14 protein-coding genes are annotated in these 19,178 nt (G+C 42.7%); 6 read left to right on the top strand and 8 right to left on the bottom strand.

Translation table 11 applies throughout. The features are described from left to right. Window positions 1-30: 30 nt before the first annotated feature. From pilV to K1M91_RS17005, 6 genes are all read left to right on the top strand, one after another. Window positions 31-591 carry a type IV pilus modification protein PilV gene (gene pilV, locus K1M91_RS17035; protein WP_232803464.1) on the top strand — a complete coding sequence of 187 codons (561 nt, stop codon included), beginning with the start codon at window positions 31-33 and terminating at the stop codon, window positions 589-591. Then, window positions 584-1,585 carry a PilW family protein gene (locus K1M91_RS17030; protein WP_348983276.1) on the top strand — a complete coding sequence of 334 codons (1,002 nt, stop codon included), beginning with the start codon at window positions 584-586 and terminating at the stop codon, window positions 1,583-1,585. Before pilV ends, K1M91_RS17030 begins: the two co-directional genes overlap by 8 nt. Window positions 1,586-1,596: 11 nt before the next feature. Further along, complete coding sequence (locus K1M91_RS17025; protein ID WP_232803462.1) at window positions 1,597-2,043, top strand: PilX N-terminal domain-containing pilus assembly protein; 447 nt, start codon at window positions 1,597-1,599, stop codon at window positions 2,041-2,043. A gap of 101 nt (window positions 2,044-2,144) precedes the next feature. Continuing rightward, window positions 2,145-5,513, top strand: a complete 3,369-nt coding sequence (locus K1M91_RS17020) for a PilC/PilY family type IV pilus protein (protein WP_232803461.1) — start codon at window positions 2,145-2,147, stop codon at window positions 5,511-5,513. Between the two features lies 1 nt (window position 5,514). Continuing rightward, entirely contained in the window at window positions 5,515-5,925 is a 411-nt protein-coding gene (locus tag K1M91_RS17010; RefSeq protein WP_282561177.1) for a type IV pilin protein, read from the top strand. Then, a complete protein-coding gene (locus K1M91_RS17005; protein WP_232803460.1) occupies window positions 5,906-6,250 on the top strand; it encodes a hypothetical protein in 345 nt (114 codons plus the stop codon). Before K1M91_RS17010 ends, K1M91_RS17005 begins: the two co-directional genes overlap by 20 nt. A gap of 153 nt (window positions 6,251-6,403) precedes the next feature. On the opposite strand, the gene K1M91_RS17000 is transcribed toward K1M91_RS17005, so the two are convergent. From K1M91_RS17000 to K1M91_RS16965, 8 genes are all read right to left on the bottom strand, one after another. Further along, window positions 6,404-6,925 carry a GspH/FimT family pseudopilin gene (locus K1M91_RS17000; protein WP_232803459.1) on the bottom strand — a complete coding sequence of 174 codons (522 nt, stop codon included), beginning with the start codon at window positions 6,923-6,925 and terminating at the stop codon, window positions 6,404-6,406. 157 nt (window positions 6,926-7,082) lie between these two features. Next, a complete protein-coding gene (locus tag K1M91_RS16995) occupies window positions 7,083-7,793 on the bottom strand; it encodes an SIMPL domain-containing protein (RefSeq protein ID WP_232803458.1) in 711 nt (236 codons plus the stop codon). A gap of 58 nt (window positions 7,794-7,851) precedes the next feature. After that, window positions 7,852-9,795, bottom strand: coding sequence for an EAL domain-containing protein (locus K1M91_RS16990; protein WP_232803457.1), 1,944 nt, complete (start codon window positions 9,793-9,795; stop codon window positions 7,852-7,854). A 9-nt stretch (window positions 9,796-9,804) separates the two neighbouring features. Further along, window positions 9,805-10,521, bottom strand: coding sequence for a transglutaminase-like cysteine peptidase (locus K1M91_RS16985; protein ID WP_232803456.1), 717 nt, complete (start codon window positions 10,519-10,521; stop codon window positions 9,805-9,807). 12 nt (window positions 10,522-10,533) lie between these two features. Next, window positions 10,534-11,847, bottom strand: a complete 1,314-nt coding sequence (locus tag K1M91_RS16980) for a TolC family outer membrane protein (protein ID WP_232803455.1) — start codon at window positions 11,845-11,847, stop codon at window positions 10,534-10,536. Between the two features lie 33 nt (window positions 11,848-11,880). Continuing rightward, entirely contained in the window at window positions 11,881-13,281 is a 1,401-nt protein-coding gene (locus K1M91_RS16975) for an HlyD family type I secretion periplasmic adaptor subunit (RefSeq protein WP_232803454.1), read from the bottom strand. Beyond that, entirely contained in the window at window positions 13,274-15,451 is a 2,178-nt protein-coding gene (locus K1M91_RS16970; RefSeq protein WP_232803453.1) for a type I secretion system permease/ATPase, read from the bottom strand. The genes K1M91_RS16975 and K1M91_RS16970 overlap by 8 nt, the downstream gene beginning before the upstream one ends. A gap of 91 nt (window positions 15,452-15,542) precedes the next feature. After that, a partial coding sequence (locus tag K1M91_RS16965; protein WP_232803452.1) for a type I secretion C-terminal target domain-containing protein occupies window positions 15,543-19,178 on the bottom strand: 3,636 nt, incomplete at its 5' end.

The following is a 19,178-nucleotide window of genomic DNA, read 5'->3' as shown; positions in this document are numbered from 1 at the left end:
GTAACAACAGACTGGCTTCAAAGACCCCAAATGAAAACTACGTTTTTGCGCGGCTTTAGTTTAATTGAAGCAATGATCACGCTGTTTATATTAACCACCGGATTATTAGGTGTGGCAGCATCCCAAGGAATCGCTAAAAAATCAGCTTTTGAGTCGCAACAGCGAACCCTTGCTAGCTTTATCGCCATGGACATAGCCGAGCGCATTCACCTAAATAGCAGCGAATTTATCAACGCCCCCGATCTTTATGCTGTTAGCAGTGTTATTGAAACCGCTAAGACGTTAACGCAACCCAAATGCTCCAGCTGCTCAGCCAGCGAGCGCCGTACTATTGATCTGATCCATTGGCAAAATCTGCTTAAAGGAACGCAAGTTAGTGACAACGCACGCGCAATTGGTGGCCTTACTAAGGCCGATGCCTGTATCGGTTACGAAACCACATCAGGCTTGGTCACTATCATTATTAGCTGGCAAAGCCGACAACAACTTGAAGATGGTGCAGATACCTCAGTGACGCTAGCCAAAAACTGTGGCGCAGAAAATAAAGAGCGCCGGCAAATCACTATTACAACGTTGGTCAGAAATGCGTAGAACAAGGCTAAAGCAACGAGGATTCGGCATCATCGAATGGATGATAGGAATGACTATCGGGCTATTTCTAATTGGCGGGATCACCGCGGTATTTGTTCAATCTCGTGCTGGCTCACAAAACACCAATCAAATGGGTGAACTACAGGAAACAGGACGAATTGCACTGCAATTAATCAGCCAAGACCTTAGGCAAGTCGGATTTTGGGGAGTGGCCACCTCACACTTAATGACAAGGCTGAATGCGACCGTTAACAAAGAAATTACCACACCAACGCTTAGCAGTAGTAGTGATTGCACTGACGATTTAGGCGGAGGCTCCTTCCCCAAAGGCAGCGTTCAATTTCGGCAATTTTGGTCATTTGAAATCCCTCAGTTGTCGAGCCTGAGCTATATGCGCTGTATTATTGATGACGACCCAGACTCACAACTTAAACGCGGTTCGGATGTTATCACGCTAAAACGCTTAATGGGCAAAAGAGAGCCAATACCAGCAGCAGGTACTGTTACTGCAGACAGTCCTTTTCTATTAATGGGTAGCCACAGTAAAGCCGCTATTTTTGCATCCGGCTCAACCCCGCCAAGTGACCCATCTTTCACTAGTAGTCATGCTTGGCAATACTTACATCATGTGTACTTTTTAGATCGTTCTCTCAGTACCAATACTCCTCGACTTCGCCGAATGAGCCTTAATAACAGCGGCATGGCTTTGGAGCCAATTTTATTATCTGGCGTTGAAGACATGCAATTACTCTATATCGTTGAAGAAGCCAATGGCAATACTAATTACCAGACCTCGGCATTATCAAATGACAAAGTGATTGGCGTTGAAGTTTTTATTTTAGTTAGAGCTTTAGAAGAGAGTAAAAGTTACTTAAACCAAAATACCTATACCCTAGCGGACAAAACAATCACAGTGAACGATAATTTTAGACGCTTATTGGTATCCAGTGTTATTAGCTTTAGTAATCCAATGTGGCTAGATAAGGCAATCTGATGGAGGCAGAAATGAAATTTCAGCAAGGCATTGCACTATTTATCAGTATCATTTTACTGCTCCTATTATCAGGATTAACGACACTGCTAATGTCTAATGCCAGTCTAGATCTCAAAATGGCGGGGGCCAGTGCGCAACGGATAGATGCCGACCAACAATTAGAAGGCGCAATCAGCGAAATATTAACGAATGCCAATGCTAGTCAACAATTTGCTACGGCCGCACTCGATACTAAATTTGAAGTAAAACACATTAAGAACATTAGCACCGCTATTATTGCCATAAACGAACAGCCTAGCTGCGCACGTAGTAAGGAGCCAAGCTCGGTCGGCTTATTCTCTTGTCGCTATTTAGACACCCGGCTATCGAAACAATATGGCCGCGCCAAAACAGGCGGTGGTCATCAAGGTGAAAACGCTGCAGGACTGGGCGTAGAACAAAAGTTACTGAAAAAATAGAACATACTTATTCTGGATGAATAAGCATGGATAAACACACTGTTTACGCGCCGTTATGGATCATAGGCACACAGCAGTATGTATCTAGAATAGGATGACCCATGGTAAAGCAAATTTTAATCGCCGCAGCCCTCACCGGAGTGAGCATGGCTATTCTTGCGGATGATACTGAGCTCTATATTGCAGATGTTTCCGCGCAAAATGGGTTAAGACCGCAAGTAATGATTATCTTTGATAATTCCGGCAGTATGCGTAACACCGAACTATTGACCAAAGAGCCTTTTGATCCAACGGCCAGTTATGGCGAGCCTAACAGCGGTAAAATATACTGGGCTAAAGCCGGTGATGGGGTTCCTAGTAAAAGTGATGATAACTACTTCTTAGTAACAAAAAATAACTGTCAATCATCTATCGCCCCCCTAAGTTCAGCAGGTAAGTACACCGGTAATATGCGCCGTTGGTTTGCTAAAAAACGAACTTGGCGGACCCTTTCTTCAGATAAAGGCACTTGGTTCGACTGCCGTGAAGATGTCGACTACAAAATCACCAGCAACCCAGCCAGTGGTGTTGAAGGTTATCCAAGAAATGGTTCAAATAACCCTTATAGTAGCAATACCAGCACCGATATATTTCGCGGTAACGATGGCGTGACCCTTTACACTGAAAAATACCTGTATTGGCACTATCAAAATAATACCATTAAAAAAAGCCGCTTAGCGATAGCGCAGGATGCCATCTCTGAGCTGGTGAAATCCACGCCTTCGGTTAATTTTGGCCTCACTGTTTTTAATTACAACGCGTCAGATGGCACTCGTAATGGAGGCCGGATTGTACGAGCTCTTAGTAATATGACTGAGCTAGACAGAGCCAGCTTTAGTAATACTATTAATGCTCAACAAGCGATGGGAAATACACCATTATGTGAGTCTTTATATGAAGTTTATCGCTACTTTGCAGGGTTAGGTGTTTACTTTGGCGATGATGACTATGATTACGGCTCTTACTTAGCAAATAAACCGCCAAGAGATCTGAAAGCTGAAAGCCCCGAAGGCACCTATGCCTCCCCCTATAAAACCTGTCAGGATAAGGCCTACGTCATTTTAATGACAGATGGAGAACCCACTCAGGACGGTAAAGCGGATTCGCTTATCTATAGCCTAACCAAGGGGAACTCGTCATATTCAAGCTATATGCCTGCACTGGCAAAATACATGAATAACAACGACATTAATCTCAATAAAACAGGTAAGCAAATCATCTCTACCTATACCATAGGTTTTGGCGATGGCGCCACCTCAGGCGCAGGTGGGTTATTACTTGAAACGGCCAAACAAGGTGGCGGTGAATACTTCCCAGCAACGGATGCTGCCGACTTACAGCAAGCTTTTCAAGAAACCATCATTAAAATACTCGATCAATCTTCAAGCTTTAATGCCCCCGCGGTATCAGCCACCAGCTTTGACCGCACGCAACATCAAAACACTATTTATTACTCGATGTTTATGCCCAGTAAAAAGCAGCGCTGGCGCGGCAACATTAAAAAACTCACCATAGACAATAAAGGCGTGCTACGTGATGCTAGTAATGCAGCAGCCATAGACGACAACGGCAATATTCGAGAAGGCGCATCAACCGCTTGGGGCGGAGTTAATGATGGTAACTCAGTGACTCAAGGGGGGGTTGCAGATGCCATCGCCGCACAAAGCTCTCGAACACTTTATACCAATAGTGGCAACAGCTTAATTACCCTGTCACTTGATAGTATAAAAAGCCACTTTGAAGCGAGCACCAATCTAGCCTTAGCCACTGAACTTGGCACCGACGAAATAGGTTTAACTCGACAAATAAACTGGCTGATGGGTTTAGACGTTGATGATATTGATGACGATGGTGATACCAGTGACTATCGCAACGATATTTTTGCGGATCCACTTCACTCAAAACCGACCGCTATAACTTATCCATCGGGTGATAACAGCAATACTCGATTATTAGTAGGAACCAATGCGGGTTTTGTTCATTTCTTCTATGACAAAGGCGATACTGTCACCGAAGAGTGGGCGTTTATCCCAGACGAGTTACTTGACCATGGTTTATCCCTAATTAAAAATATTGATGCCCCTGAGCACCCCTACGGCATGGATGGCAGCGCGGCTGTGATGGAGATAACCAATGGTGCTGAAAAACAAATAATCGCTATCATCGGTATGCGCAGGGGAGGAAGAAGCTATTACACATTTGATCTCACCACCCCCACCTCTCCTCGCCTGTTGTGGAAAGTTTCAAATAGTTCCGCTGGCTTTGAAGAGCTCGGGCAAACTTGGTCAAAACCACAATCTGGTTTCCTTCCTATCGATGGCAAAGTAACACCCGTGTTTGTTTTTGGCGCCGGTTATGACACTAACCAAGATACTTGTAGTAAAAGCTCTGCCAACGATTGCAGCGATAGCCAAGGCCGCGGGGTATTTGTAGTAAACGCACAAACAGGTAAAAAAATCTGGTCAGCCAATATTAGCTGTGACAGCAGTGACCCGCACTGTATGCAACACAGCATGCCAGCTGAAGTAACGGCTTTTGACAGTGATGATGATGGCTATTTAGACCGCATTTACAGCGGCGATACGGGTGGAAACATTTGGCGTATTGATATGGTTGGAGAGCCCAGTAACTGGACCCATTTGAAACTGGCGAGCTTGAGTGACGCCGGCGCTAAAGGCGACCGAAGAATATTTAACGCGCCGACCGTCGCGCGAACCTTAATTCAAAAAGTCGTGGCTGTTGATGACAATTATCAAGTATTCGATCAGGCTATTGATATGGTGCTAGTTGGCACGGGGAACAGAGCAAAACCCGCCTCAGATTTAAGCAATCAAGATACCTTTGTCATGGTCAAAGATAGCTACATCCTCCCTACCCTATTTGGCAGTGGCAAGGTAACAAAACCGGCCCCAGTCTCATTCACCGGTCTGTTTAATATAACCGATAACCCAATCGCAACCAGTACCGATTTAATGTTATCCCGCGCTAACCTAAGCAGCCATGCCGGCTGGCGCTATGACTTTGGCAATCTAGGGGAGAAATCACTCGGCGGTGCGCTCGTTATATCAGGGACGGTTTATTTTACCTCTTTTTCACCCAATGCGACGGCAAACCTAGATTGCGGAATAGATGACCTTGGATTAGGCAAGCTCTATGCTGTCAGTTTATTTGATGGGACCAGTCAACATTCGTGGCGCGACAAAGAAATAGGTAACCGCGTGCCCGACACATTAGTAGTTCACTCTGGCACCAACCAAGAGGGCAAATCAGAACTACGCTTACTCGGTGTCGGACAAGGTGAGCAGGTGAATGTAGTCGTTGGTGATAATCCAGAAGAGAATGCTGAAACTGAAACCGTCAACAGTGGTTCACAAACAACCAATGCAACCATGAATCCCAAACGCATTTACAGTTTCTTTGAGGAGCAATAACTTGAGCAGCAAACAGCCTAACCAAGGTTTTACACTAATAGAGGTTATGATAACGGTCGCTATCGTTGGTATTCTTGCCGCTATTGCCTACCCTAGCTACATGCAATACATACTAACCAGTAATCGTAGCCAAGCGACGGTGGAGCTGACAGAGATTGCTAACTTACAAGAGCAATACTACCTTGACCACAATCAGTATGCTGACGATCTGAGTTTGCTTGGTTATCCTAGTGCGAGCATAGAAACACAAGGAGGCAGCTACAAGGTGAAGCTAAGCAATACAGATCGGCTGATAGACTTTACCGTTACCGCCACCCCCATCAACCGCCAAGCGGGAGACAGCCATTGCGCGAGTTTCACTCTAAATCACCAACAAATAAAAGGAGCCACTCATGATGACTGCTGGCAATAGTCGCCCCTTAGTCTCGCTTGTGGGGGGCTTTTTGTTAATTGTCCCTCATTTCACTTATGGGCAAGAATCGATAATCAAGCAAGAGTATAAGTGTGCCTTGCAACTAGAGAATGGCGAACCCTATTTAGGCCACTTTTCTTACTTTTCCAATTATCCCTCAGACGATAAAATGCAACAGGATATAAAAAAATCTAACATAACAACGGTATACGACACTGATGGGAAAACCCCCATCGGCATCACTAAATGGGTTGAATGTGTCGCAAAGACAAATAGCTTTCAAACAAAAGCGGCTCAAAATATAGAGCAAACCTTTGATCAATAATTCAAAGGACAGGCAACTATTTGGCCGGCAATTAAAGCTATCTTATTGGTCTTGCATTGATAAACGTCAACCTTAAATGACGACGGGAGAAACCGAAATGCAAAGTCATTACAAATGAGGTTACTTATACTGAGATAGATTATATAATTGACGTTAACTATGACACTTTGAAATAGAGCCCTGTTCAGCCACTTTAGCTCTGCCTGAACTACTAATAACGACACCTTTTTTAACGCTTTCCTTGTCATCACAATAATAGAAAATAGCAGATCCTGAAACATTTCGGGTTAAGCCATCGGCGCCAAAGCGTACACTTTTTTGCTCAAAACTCACTTGGTCACTTTCATGAAAAGCACTACCCGACTTAAGTAAGGTTTCACCCGTATCGAGCTTGTCGTTTTCATTCGTGTCGATAAATACATCAACCCCCTTGCTCCAATCACTGGTACACGCAGAGCCACCAGCTAGCGGACAAACTGCAACGGTGGTCATATTATTAACGGCTTGGTTTCGTGCATACATTAAATCTCGAGCAATACCATTAACAGCGCTAAAAGCACGAGAATCGGCAGACAAGGAAGCAAAATTAGGGGCAGCAATCATTAGCATAATGCCTGCGATTGCGATGACGGTAAGCACTTCAACTAAGGTAAACCCATGACTCTTTTTTAACATAACAGACCTAGAAAGATTATTAGTAAATAGCATGCAACATATCCATGTCGCTCATTCAGTCCGTTAGTCACACATTAAGAGGCGTGTAATATCGCTGTAAAATAATACACACTCCTTAGTAAAAGTGCCTTATCTATAATAATTATAGGTCACAGTTTTACTTTTTATTTTTCACATTGAGGGTAAAAACAACCTGTATTTCATCTCTTACTGTTAATTCGTCATGGAGATAACCGCCTGATGGCGCGCTCTCCATTAACATCGCCGATTTAGCTCGCACAACTGGCACATTGTTACGCTGCTGGTAATTTATTTGGTAGATAGGCCCTAACGTGGCATCAAACGACTTAGCTAGCATTGCCGCTTTTTCTTTAGCTCTTTCAATCGCTAATTGGCGAGCTTGCATAGCAAGGGCGGTGTTATCTTGCATCACAAATCGTATATTATTAACTTGCTGCAATTCTTGGCTTAAAATCAGATCAAGTAATTGACTTAATTTGTCTAGCTCAGTCAGTGATACCGTTAAATTACGCGACGCTTTATAACCCACTAAAACAGGTTTGCCTTTACCTTGCTCTGGATACTGATATTCAGGGTGAGTATAAAGTGTTTGCGCCACAATTTGCTGTTCACTTAAACCAAGTTGCTTCGCAGCCAAACCAATAAACTGTTCAACACGTTTGTCTAATTCTTGTTTTGCCTGCAACCCATCAGAATGGATCACCTCCGCACTCACTTCAATAATCGCCATATCAGGACTCGCTTTGACTTCAGCAAAACCTGTAGTGATAACATGTGGCCCATCGGGCAGTTGCCCTGCAAATAATGAGGAACTGAATAAACAAAGTGAAATAATGATCGCGCGCATGTTTGATACTCCAAAAATTAATATACCGTTTTGTTAACCCATTTTTAAGAAAAAGGGGTTAGCTTTCAATATCAATTTTTTCTAGTTTCATTGGCGGTGAGATAAAACCTTGGTAAGCATCGATATGCAAACCTGACAATAGATCTAATTTAATTTGATTTTCAACTCGCGTGGCTATAGTGAGGATATTTAGCTTAGTTGCAGCCTGACAAACCGCTTCTAAAAACTCGCTATCTCCTTTAATTTCATTCACTTGATTGGTATAGCTGTGGTCAACCTTAACGTAACTAGGTCGCAACTGTTCCAAGTAATTTAGAGACTGAAAATGACGCCCATATTGGTCAATCCCAAAACAGAAACCAGCCCCTTTTATTATGTCTATCAAAGGGGCCACGTCTTCGGCATGAGCAACAAAAACTGTTTCTGGTAACTCTAAAATAACTTTATGCTTCAAAGCCTTATTTTGCTCCAAGAAGCGTCCTAGCCAATCGTGAAAATCACTATCTACACATGAAGTAAGCGTTAAGTTTACCGCTATCGACTCATAGGAAGAAAAGTTTAGCTGCTGAGGCAGTTTTTTCAGTACATATTGGTCAAACAAACACCCTAGTTTAAAGTGCTCTATCGCAGGCATAAACTGACCAGCAAAATAAGTATGATCTTCTTTTACAATGTAAGTAAATAGTTCTGCATGTAATACCTGCTGATCGACCTTGCTCAATACCGGCTGTGCCTTAAAGCAAAACAAATCTTGATGGATAGCTTCTTGTACTAAATGCTTCCAACCCACTCGACCTAAATTATACTGTTCGGTGCACTCAATTAGATGAATAGGCGCACCTCGTTGCGAACGAGCAATTTGCAAGGCATTGTCGGCTCGACTGAGTAACTCCGTCACAGATTCATTCTCGGTTCGCTGAACTAAACCAATATAAGAGATAGATGGCGCGGCATCCATCGGGCTCACAACCAACTCTGACACCGCCCACTGCATACGCTGTGCGATAGCCAGCAACTGATCCTTTTCCTGTCCCGGTAACAAACAAGCAAATTCATTCACCGACAATCGAGCCACTACAAAGCTGTCATCACTGCTTAAAGCCTCAACTAGTGCGCCAGCACATAGACTAACAAGTTGGTTTCTGCCATCTTCTCCTTGCTCTACGTAAACATCATCAAGTACATCTATCGATAATAAAGCCAAACCGCCGCTACCTGATTCGTCTATCCACGCTTTGGCTTGCCCCATAAAGTAAGCTCGATTACCTAATCCTGAAACCTCATCACGAAAAATTTTGTCACGGATCGTTTCAGCTACCTCCGCTTGCTGTTGAAACTGTAAGTTAATCGTAGAGCTCATCTCGTTTAATGCTTTGGCAACCCCTTCCAACTCTTGCACATGGGGAACTGAAATCGGCTCCACTGAGTGATGATGCTGTAAGTCTTCAGCGCCATGGCTAAGATCGTCTAATGGCTTGAGTAAGCGCTTTATTAATGTACACGCCAGTAATACAGAAAAGATATAAATAAGTAGCAGCCAAATAATTAATTCCTTAACTTGTTGCCACAATAAGCCATAAACAGGTAACGGCGATGACTCAAAGGTGAGCTCTAACTCACCAATGGCAGAGTCTGAAACAGGTAAAGATTGCGACAAAACGGGAACATGAAACAGCGCTTTAAACCAAGATGGCGCACTGTCCACTATGTTAGTGTTATCAATAATTAATACAGCTTTACCTTGATTATCAATCAGTTTAGCTCGCGCAATCCCTTGCTGCAGCAACTGCTCATTTAAGATATATTTAGCACCTTGTAACTGAGACTCGAATAAAGCAGGCTGTAGATCATTACTTATTTGCTCCGAAAGTTGTACAAACTGGCGCGACTCATTCCCTAGGGTCTCTCCTTTAATGGCCAAACACCCATAGTAAAAAGCGACGCAAAGTACCAAAGTAAAAATAAAAAACACAGCAAGACTTAATTGTTTATACAGAGTCATGATGATCCTTTAATCAAAGCTAACTAAGGGTAAATTCATACGATTATTTTTCAAACCACCGCGCAATTCATTCCAACTTTTTAATCTCGAAGCCTTGCCCGCTAACTGGCCTCGGCCCTTTTCCTTCATTAGCCACAAATTTTTACCATTGAAGCTATATACGGGTGCCAAATCTTTTCTTTGATTAGCGGGTTTAATATCTGCGTCTAAATTATCCAGAATTAATGGCATGGCAGCAGGCTCAGGATAATAGGCCACCACCATATGAAACTGATTCAAACTGAGTGCTTTAACATAGACCAAACGCAGCTTTTCTTCTGCAACCCCAAGCTCTGTTAAAGTAAAATACTTAGCGATACTAAAGTCTTCACAATCCCCTCCAGCAACCCCCAAAAATTCGACAGGCGTCGCCCAATAGTCCGCTTTCCCCCACAGTTTTATATCGTCAACAAAGTGCAACTGATTAAAAAATGCGTTCACCTCCGCTAACTTTTGCTGTTCGCTACTACTTTGCTGTTCATCTACCAGCGTTCGCCAAGCTTTTACACGCTTTACCGCTCTCTCACTTTGGTAAACCGAAAACACTTTTTTAAGTAATGCCGCTTCGTTAATCTGTGAACTGGCAAGAGCAGAAAAAACCATTGAAGAGATCAACAACGAAGCGTATAAAAAAGGCGTATTTCCCCCTACAAATCTAGAGGTAAATACGCCTTTAAGCCAATCCATACTGTGACTAAATTACTGAATATCGCGTAACTGTTGACGCCAATCTTCTGGTGGAGCAATACGCAATGAAGCGAGTAAACTGCCCATTGAATTAAGGATTCTATAGTTAGCTTCCATTACTTCATAACGCGTGGCAACCAAATCTTTCTTGGCTTCAAATAGCTCTGTTTCTGTGTTGAGAACATCTAGTAATGTGCGTTTACCCAAATTAAACTGCTTGCCGTAAGCATTACGAGTTTGTTCACTAGCAACCACATGCTTTTCTAAAAAGCGCTGCTGTTGCTCTAAGAAACGCTTTGCATCCCAAGATAAACGTGCTCCTTGATGAAGATCGCGCAGTGTTCCTTCACTGATATGTTTTGCTTCGTTTACCTGATATGCCGTCTCATCCACATAGGCTTGATCTTTACCGCCATTAAACAAGTTATAGCGCATACGTACCATGCCTACTAGTTCATCATTACGGCCCAACGTGCCATCGGCGTCTTCTAGAAAGTTGTTCTCAACTTCAATCGCTATTTCTGGGTAGTACTTAGACTTGGCCACTTCGTGTTGTGCATTGGCTGCGTAAATATCTTGGCGAGAAGATTTTAAGCGCGGATGATTATCCATCGCCCGTTGCACGATATTGGCAAATGATTCCGGCACACCTGAAAAATCTGGCTGGGGAACCTCTAAATTCTCTGGATATTCATTAACCAAACGTAAATATTGTGTTTCCGCATCTGACAGATTATTTTCCGCGTTCACTTTGTTAGCATGGGAGCGTGCTAAGCGAGCTTCAATTTGCGATAGATCAGATGTCGAGCCAATACCAGAGTCAGTACGTTTCTTAATATTTTTGTATATCTTTTCATGGATTTCTAAGTTTTGCTCAGCCAGTGATAAAGTTTCACTGTATTTCAATACATTCAAATAGGCTGTAATGGTTTTGAGAGAAATATCTTCCGCATCCGCCAATAACGCATACTGCTCAGCGTTAGCTTCAAAAGCGGTTCGGTCATATTCGGCCCCTGTTGCAAAGCCATTAAACAGAATTTGTCTCAGACTGAAGCCCAACTCTTTACGCGTGTAAGTAGTGGTATCAAAATTATCCCGGTCTGTTCGCTCACGACCAATGCCAGCATTAATATCAATAGTTGGCAAATAACCAGCAAAAGCACCATCATTAGCTTTTTGAAACGCGCCAACACGACTAAGCACTCGATTGATTTCAGGGTTTGATACTAAGGTTTTTGCCACACTACTTTCGAGAGTCTCAGCATAACCGGACGCTGAAATAAAGACTCCCGTAGCCAATACTGTACTGAAAAACATTTTTTTCATCTTAATAAATATCCCATTTAATTATGATTATAATTATCTTTCTCTTAAGGCTGATTGCTTTGCTCTTAAAATAGGCTTGAGTAAATAATCAAGCACACTTTTCTTACCTGTCATCACATCAACACTCGCGAGCATCCCTGGAATAATAGGTAATTTACTGTCGCCAACCCCTATCTTTCCTTGTTCAGTTCTCACGCGAATTAAATAAAAACTATTACCTTCTTCGTCCATGATCGTATCTGCACTAATATGCTCTAACGTTCCAGACAAGCCACCATAAATAGCAAAATCATAAGCCGTTAACTTCACCACGGCGTGAAGACCAGGCCTTAAAAATGCAATGTCTTTGGGTAATATTTTAGCTTCTACTAACAAGTTATCTTCTAATGGAACGATCTCAACTAAATCCATACCAGGCTTAATAACACCGCCCAGCGTATTGATATTAATCGTTTTAACCTTACCTTTAACGGGTGAGATAACATTGGTTCGTGAAACCCGATCCTTCAATCCAACTTGCACTTCACTAAGGGAAGCCATTTTACCTTCAGCTTCATCTAATTGCTCTAAGACTTTACGGCGATATTCTAACGCCATTTCGCGTCGTTTACTGATCGTTTCTTTTATTGATGACTTTATTTTTGGAATACTCAGCTTAGCGCTGTCTAATTCTGATGCTGTACTGTTAAGGTCACGCTCTAATTGAATAATCTCAACTTCAGATACCACGCCCTCTTTTGCTAATGGCCGTGTTAGGTTTATTTCTTTACGTACCAAACCATATGCGCGTTGTAGGTGTTTAATCTTTGAATTGACTTCGACTAACTCTTGCTCTTTTTGCTGAATTTGTTGCGCCATGATCAGCAACTGATTATTCAACCCCGCAATGCCTTGTTTGTAACGCGCCGTTTCTGCCGAAATTTGCATCGGGTGCTGTTGTTCAAACTCATCACTATATTCAAGTTCGACCATATCAATGCTTACTTGCTCCTGCCAAGGAACATTATTGTCTTTTGATACCTTTACACTTGCTTGCTCTGCCTTAAGACGAATAATATCACTGCTTAGAGTGAAAACATTTTGTTCTTGTTCACGATAGTCACTTCGGAATTTAGTATCGTCAATACGCATTAAAGCTTGGCCTTTCTCTACGACGTCGCCTTCTTTAATATAAATTTCACGTAAAATACCGCCTTCTAGGTTTTGCACTACCTGTACTTGCGAAGATGGTATAATTTTTCCCGTCCCAACCGTCACTTCATCTAATTCAGCAAAGTAAGCCCAAACCAACGCAGAAACAAAAAATAAAAACATCACCCAAAGTAACAAACGGGCTCTGAATGCGGTATTTAATAAACTGGCGGAGCTGGTTTCATCAACAAACTCAACATCATGTTTATTTGGCAATTTATTTTGATTGTGTAAATTATCCATTACTTGCCTCCCGCATGGTACGGCCTGCAATGGTGACACGCCCTTCTTTAAGCGCGTTAAGCACAGCTTCTTTTGGCCCATCCGCAACTATTTTGCCGCTGTCCATTACGATTAGACGATCAACAATGTCTAACATGCTGGTTTTATGAGTGATCAAAATGAGCGTTTGATGCTTATCTAAACTGGCTAGCTGTTGTTTTATATGCAGCTCTGAACGATTGTCCATCGCGCTGGTAGGCTCATCCATGACCAAAACATTGGGGTTAAGTAATAAAGAGCGTGCAATAACCACAGATTGACGCTGTCCACCGGATAAAAAACGACCACACTCACCTACCTGACGATCTAAACCATTAGGGTCACGGTCAGTAAATCCCGTCACACCCGCGCGACGAGCGGCTTTTAAAATTAAGTCGTCAGACGTAAATGGCACTCCTAAACATATATTTTCTCTAATCGAGCCAAAATAGAGAGGAGCATCTTGTAACACACAGCCTATGGTGCGGCGTAAGTCTGCCGGATGGATTTGATTTTGCTCAATGCCATCAATATGGATGCCGCCTGCAGTGGGACGGTACAAACCCATTAACAATTTTTGTAACGTGGTTTTACCCGAACCTATTCGGCCAATAATAGCGACCTTTTCACCAGCTCGAATACTCAAGTTAATATCTGAGAGCACATTGTTTTCTTGATCTGGATACTTAAAGCTTACCCCTTGAAACTCGATGTCTCCATTCATTCGAGCACGATGGATATAGCGTTTGCCCTCTTCCGTTTCATCTGGCATCGCCATAATATTTTCTAAAATAGCTAACCCTGACTTTGTTTGGGTATAGCGGGTGAGCAATAAAGACAGCTGACTTAAAGGCCCCAAAGCACGACCACTCAGCATGACTGCTGCGATCATTCCACCCATGCTAAGCTCACCATCTTTAATCAGGTACACCCCGTATACAATCAAACACACACTGAGCATTTGTTGTAAAAAAGAGGAGAGACTGGAAACAGAATTACTTAATTTACGAGTTTTGATGCTCCAGTTCGACATATGAGCAACTGCTTCTTCCCAGCGGTGTTGGTATAACCCTTCTGCTCCCGTCACCTTAATCCCTTCAATGCCATTAAGGCCTTCGACTAAGTTGGCATATTTCTGCGCGGCCAAGCGAGAGCCTTCGTCAATGCTACGTCGCAACGGCAACTGAATAGCAAAACTATAGGCGAGCAAAATGAACAAGCAGGCTGCAGGAATGAATACCATCGGGCCAGCAACTAACCAGATCACTGTTAATGTTAATAACGCAAAAGGCACATCAACTAGCGCAGCAACCGTAGCACTGGTAAAAAAATCGCGTACCGATTCAAACTCTTGTAAGTGACGAGCAAAAGCCCCTGTGGAAGCGGGTCGGGCCTCTAAGCGCATCCCCATTACCTTGGAAAAAATCTTAGAAGACAATAAAATATCTGATTTTTTCCCAGCAACATCGATAAAATAACTGCGCATTTGCCGCATGATAAAATCAAACACAAACACAATCGACACACCGATAGCTAACACCCACAAAGAGTCAAATGCCAAGTTAGGCACAATGCGATCGTAAACGTTCATTACGAATAAGGGGCTGACCACAGCAAAAATATTAATCAGCAAAGAAGCGATTAATACATCTCGATAAATAGGTAAAGATCCTCGAATGGTACTCCAAAACCAGTGACCATGACCGGTTTCAATTAGCTTAGGCGTTCGCTTATCAAAACGATGTTGTGGTTTTACAAAAATAACTTGGTTTTGATATAGGGCTTTAAGTTCAGCTAATTCAATCTCGGTTTCACCTTCCCCGGCGAGTGGGAAAATCACTTTAGCAGTGCTGTTCTCTTTATCGAGCGACAACAACACACAAGCTTGGTTCTCATCCAACACTAAAATACAGGGAAGTAATAACGCTGAAATATCTTTCAATGCCATCGCGCTGATCCGCGAGTTCAAGCCTCCTTTTTCAGCAGCCCGACTCACTAAACGCAGTGACAATTTACCATCTATCATAGGAAGACCTGCGGTTAGCACATCCCCAGAATGCGGCTCACCATAATGCTTGGTTAGAAAAACCAAACATTCTAATAATGGATCAACAAGTGGATCATTGACTGGTTTATCACCTTGGTTTGGCACGTAGTTTTTGCATCCTTTGCTTGGTAAACAAAACCACCATGCCTTTTTAACAAAGCATGATGGCTAATTCAGTGAAGAAAATAGCAAACAATTAATCGATGATTAACTTACCATCTTGAATTAATTTTTGAATAAATTCACTGCCGGTATCAATACCTGCTCCAGCATCACTGTAACTTACGCCCTCAAGAGTAATGGTCATGGTATCTGTTGAAGCGCCTTTTCCATCTGCATCAACAACAATATCAATTCCACCGTTAGCGTTTTCATATACCGTTAAGTAATCATCTATGGTGCTTGGTAATTCACCTTGTAGTAAATCGCTTAAGTGAAGTTTATCGCTATTAATATCAAAGTCGATAATCGTGTCTTTAACCCCAGTATCTTGCTTAGTATTGTCTGCTTCTTTTACGATGTCTTCAGCAAAGAAACGGAAAGTATCACTTCCTTCCCCGCCAATTAAGATATCATTACCTGAGTTACCGGCAATATCATCATCACCCTCACCGCCTTTGATAAGATCATTGCCTGAGCCACCACGAAGCACATCGTAACCCAAACCACCATCGATCATATCGTTACCGTCATTACCATAAATATAGTCGTAATGAGAAATAGGACGCTCAAGTGCATCTTGTGTCACGCTTGGATCATCAACGCCTTGACTACCACCGTAGATAACATCATCACCTGCACCGCCATCAGCTATATCCACAATAGAACTAGAAACAGAACTAGTATGATATGCATCTAACTCAGCTTGATCTTTTAACGCTTCTTGATCAAGGAAAGCCTTAGTTGAAGCAGCATCAAGCTCTCGGAATCCATCGCCCAAATAGATGGTATCTGAACCAATCGATCCCTTAACGTAATCATTACCACCAGATGAATCTATCAACTGTTCCTCTTGCGTCGCAATTAATCGTTCGTCACGCGCACCAATGTTTACCCAAACTCGCTGACCATTTTCGGTTTTATAACCATTATAGCCACCTAATTGGAGCTGGAACTCTTTTGAACCACTATCAGTCCCTGTCACAGTGGTGATCTGATCATTACCACTTTCGCCAGTCAAGGTTGAACCAGTAAAATCTCTCTGAGTAACGTTCACCGTGACCACAGCAGTATCAACTTCACCACGACTGTTGGTGACATAATATTCTATTTGCGCGGTTTCTTGATCTTTGCCTGGCACATAAACTAATTCACCATTAACAATATAAGCCTCGCCGCTACCACTAATGACTTTAATACCTGTAATGGTTATTTCGGTGTTGGCATCATTAGGATTTGAATCAGCAGGATTGACATCATTATTTAAAATATCAATGTACACAGGCTGACCAACAAAGGTACTAGCAGAATCATCGATGGCATCAAGCATTGGGTCGGTTACACCATTGATAGTGATGTTAAGAACCGCAGAAGATAGATCACCATTATCGTCGGTGATGGTATAAGTAAAGCTATCTAATAATGTTTTACCTTCATTCAACGCTTGGACTTGTGCGTTTTTATTATTCAAGATGTATACATAGCTACCATCCGTATTCAGTACTAGGCTACCAAAGCTGCCGGCAATTGTTTGACTTGTTCCACCGCTAACATTGCCGTTTTGCGTCCCCGCAACAACACCGATAACGGGGTTTGTAACATCTTTACCGAACATATCATTAACTAACACGTTGCCGTTAATCATTGCACTAGGGTCATTATCAGGTTGGCTAACCGCCTCATTGACCTGATCAGCATCAACATTAGCTACAGGAGTAGTATCAATCACTGGGAATTTAACACTGATATCAAAATCAGAACTCACTTTATCACCATCATTATCGACAATATTAACGATGATGCTGTCAGCAAAAGTGTCTGAATTGGCAGGTTTGTCACCCATAGTCACTACATAAGAGTACTCACCTGTCGCAAAGTCAAATACTAACTCCCCGCCATTTTGCGTATCAATTTTAACTTTAAGATCAGTGCCACTCGGTCTATTGACAACTTTACCATCAACCTCTATTGACTCAATAAAGCCACCATCAGCGCCATAATTAATACCCGTTGATATGTTACCTAAAACCTTAGTATCGACATCTCCATTGACGACAGCTTTAACCGAATCTAATAATACTGTCATCAAGCCATTTGCCGTGGTCACAATTTGGGTTGGCTCACTACCGTCAGGTTTAGAGGGATGCGAAACTATATCAAGATATTGTGATGGTACATTAGATCCGATACCAACTGCCTCAGCTTCAATGCCTTGCTCATTAACAAAAGCTTCCCAAGTTGGCTGGTAGCTAGTGATTTCACTCCTATCAGTATTAGAGCCGGGCTCCCCATCAGATAAAAAGTAAACCTTAGTTAAATCAGCAGCGCTTCCATCAGCCTTAGTTGGCGGATTAAAGCCGTCTACAAGTGCCCTAAGAGCATCATCGTAATCTGTTCCACCACTCGCATTTAATTGGGCGAGAAATGATTTTGCCTCAGCAAGGGTTAACCAACCCGATTCTTTGTCTACTGATGATTGGAAAGACACTATCTTAATATTGACATCACCGAGGTTGCTATAAGCATCGATAAGCTTAGACAAGCTTTGTTTTGCAATTTCAAGACGACTTGTGCCACCCCAATTGGCATCGCCAGACCTGTCACCTTCCATATCCCAACCCATAGATCCGGAAACATCAAGAACAAATATGAGGTTTGTGGTTTGTTGGGTAAAGTCGATAGGATCTGGCGATACAATATTCGCCGTTGGGATATCGTCAACAATATCCACATTAAGTTTCAGGTTAGTAGCCACACCATTATGACCTGAAACAGTGATATCAAATGAATTAGCGTTATCAGCCGTGTTGGTGCCATTGCCAGCTTGATGAGCAAAGGTATCATTTAACTGGTATTGGTACTGACCTGCATTAGCCCCCGTGGTCTCAACCGTTAACACACCTTGCGCTGTGGTTACTGTAATAATGCCCGTATTTGCATCTAATACACCGCCTGCAATATTGCTGATGGATAAGCTCGCATCACTACCCAATAAGTTGCCTGTCACAATGTGGCCAATGCCAGGGTTACTGCCATCCACCAATCCAGCTTCATTTACCACCACATCAATTGGATTTAATACAGCGGCATCATCATTTAAAATCGTTGTTTCAACGCTACCGCTAACCGAGCCTAAAGAAGTGGATTCAAGGGAAACGTTGAAATTCTCATTTGATTCATACACTGTATCTTCAACTGTATTAGCGCTTAGATTAGCAACCACTGAATTTGGCGCTAATGGACCTGTTAAGGTCACAACATATACGCCCTTAGCAGCATCGAATGTGATCCCTTGTAGGCCAGTAAAGTCTTCAGGGTTTAGTGCCGTACCCTCAGTCACTTTTAACTCGAGAGTCACATCAATCCCATCTGCAACGCCTTTATTTCCAATACGAATTTGATATCCCGCGACCTCTCCTTCATTAACGGCATTGCTAGCTGAACCATCGATTGCAGTTAACGTAAACGTAGGTAAGTCGTTATCCACAATGCTTGTGATCACTTGGTTGTTATTGCTATCCGCTGCAATGGCTTCAAATACGCCGCCATCATTGATGTTGCCTAAGGTAATAGTGAAGTCTTCACTGCCTTCGGCGAGCACATCGTCCAGTGTCGTAATATCAAACTTAACGCTGGTCTCACCCGCAGGGATGGTCACTTGCGCCACTTTGGT

The organism is Motilimonas sp. E26 (genome assembly GCF_021278025.1).
Classification (GTDB): Bacteria; Pseudomonadota; Gammaproteobacteria; order Enterobacterales; family CBDFNC01; genus Motilimonas.
This window is presented reverse-complemented; position numbering and strand designations above follow the sequence as displayed.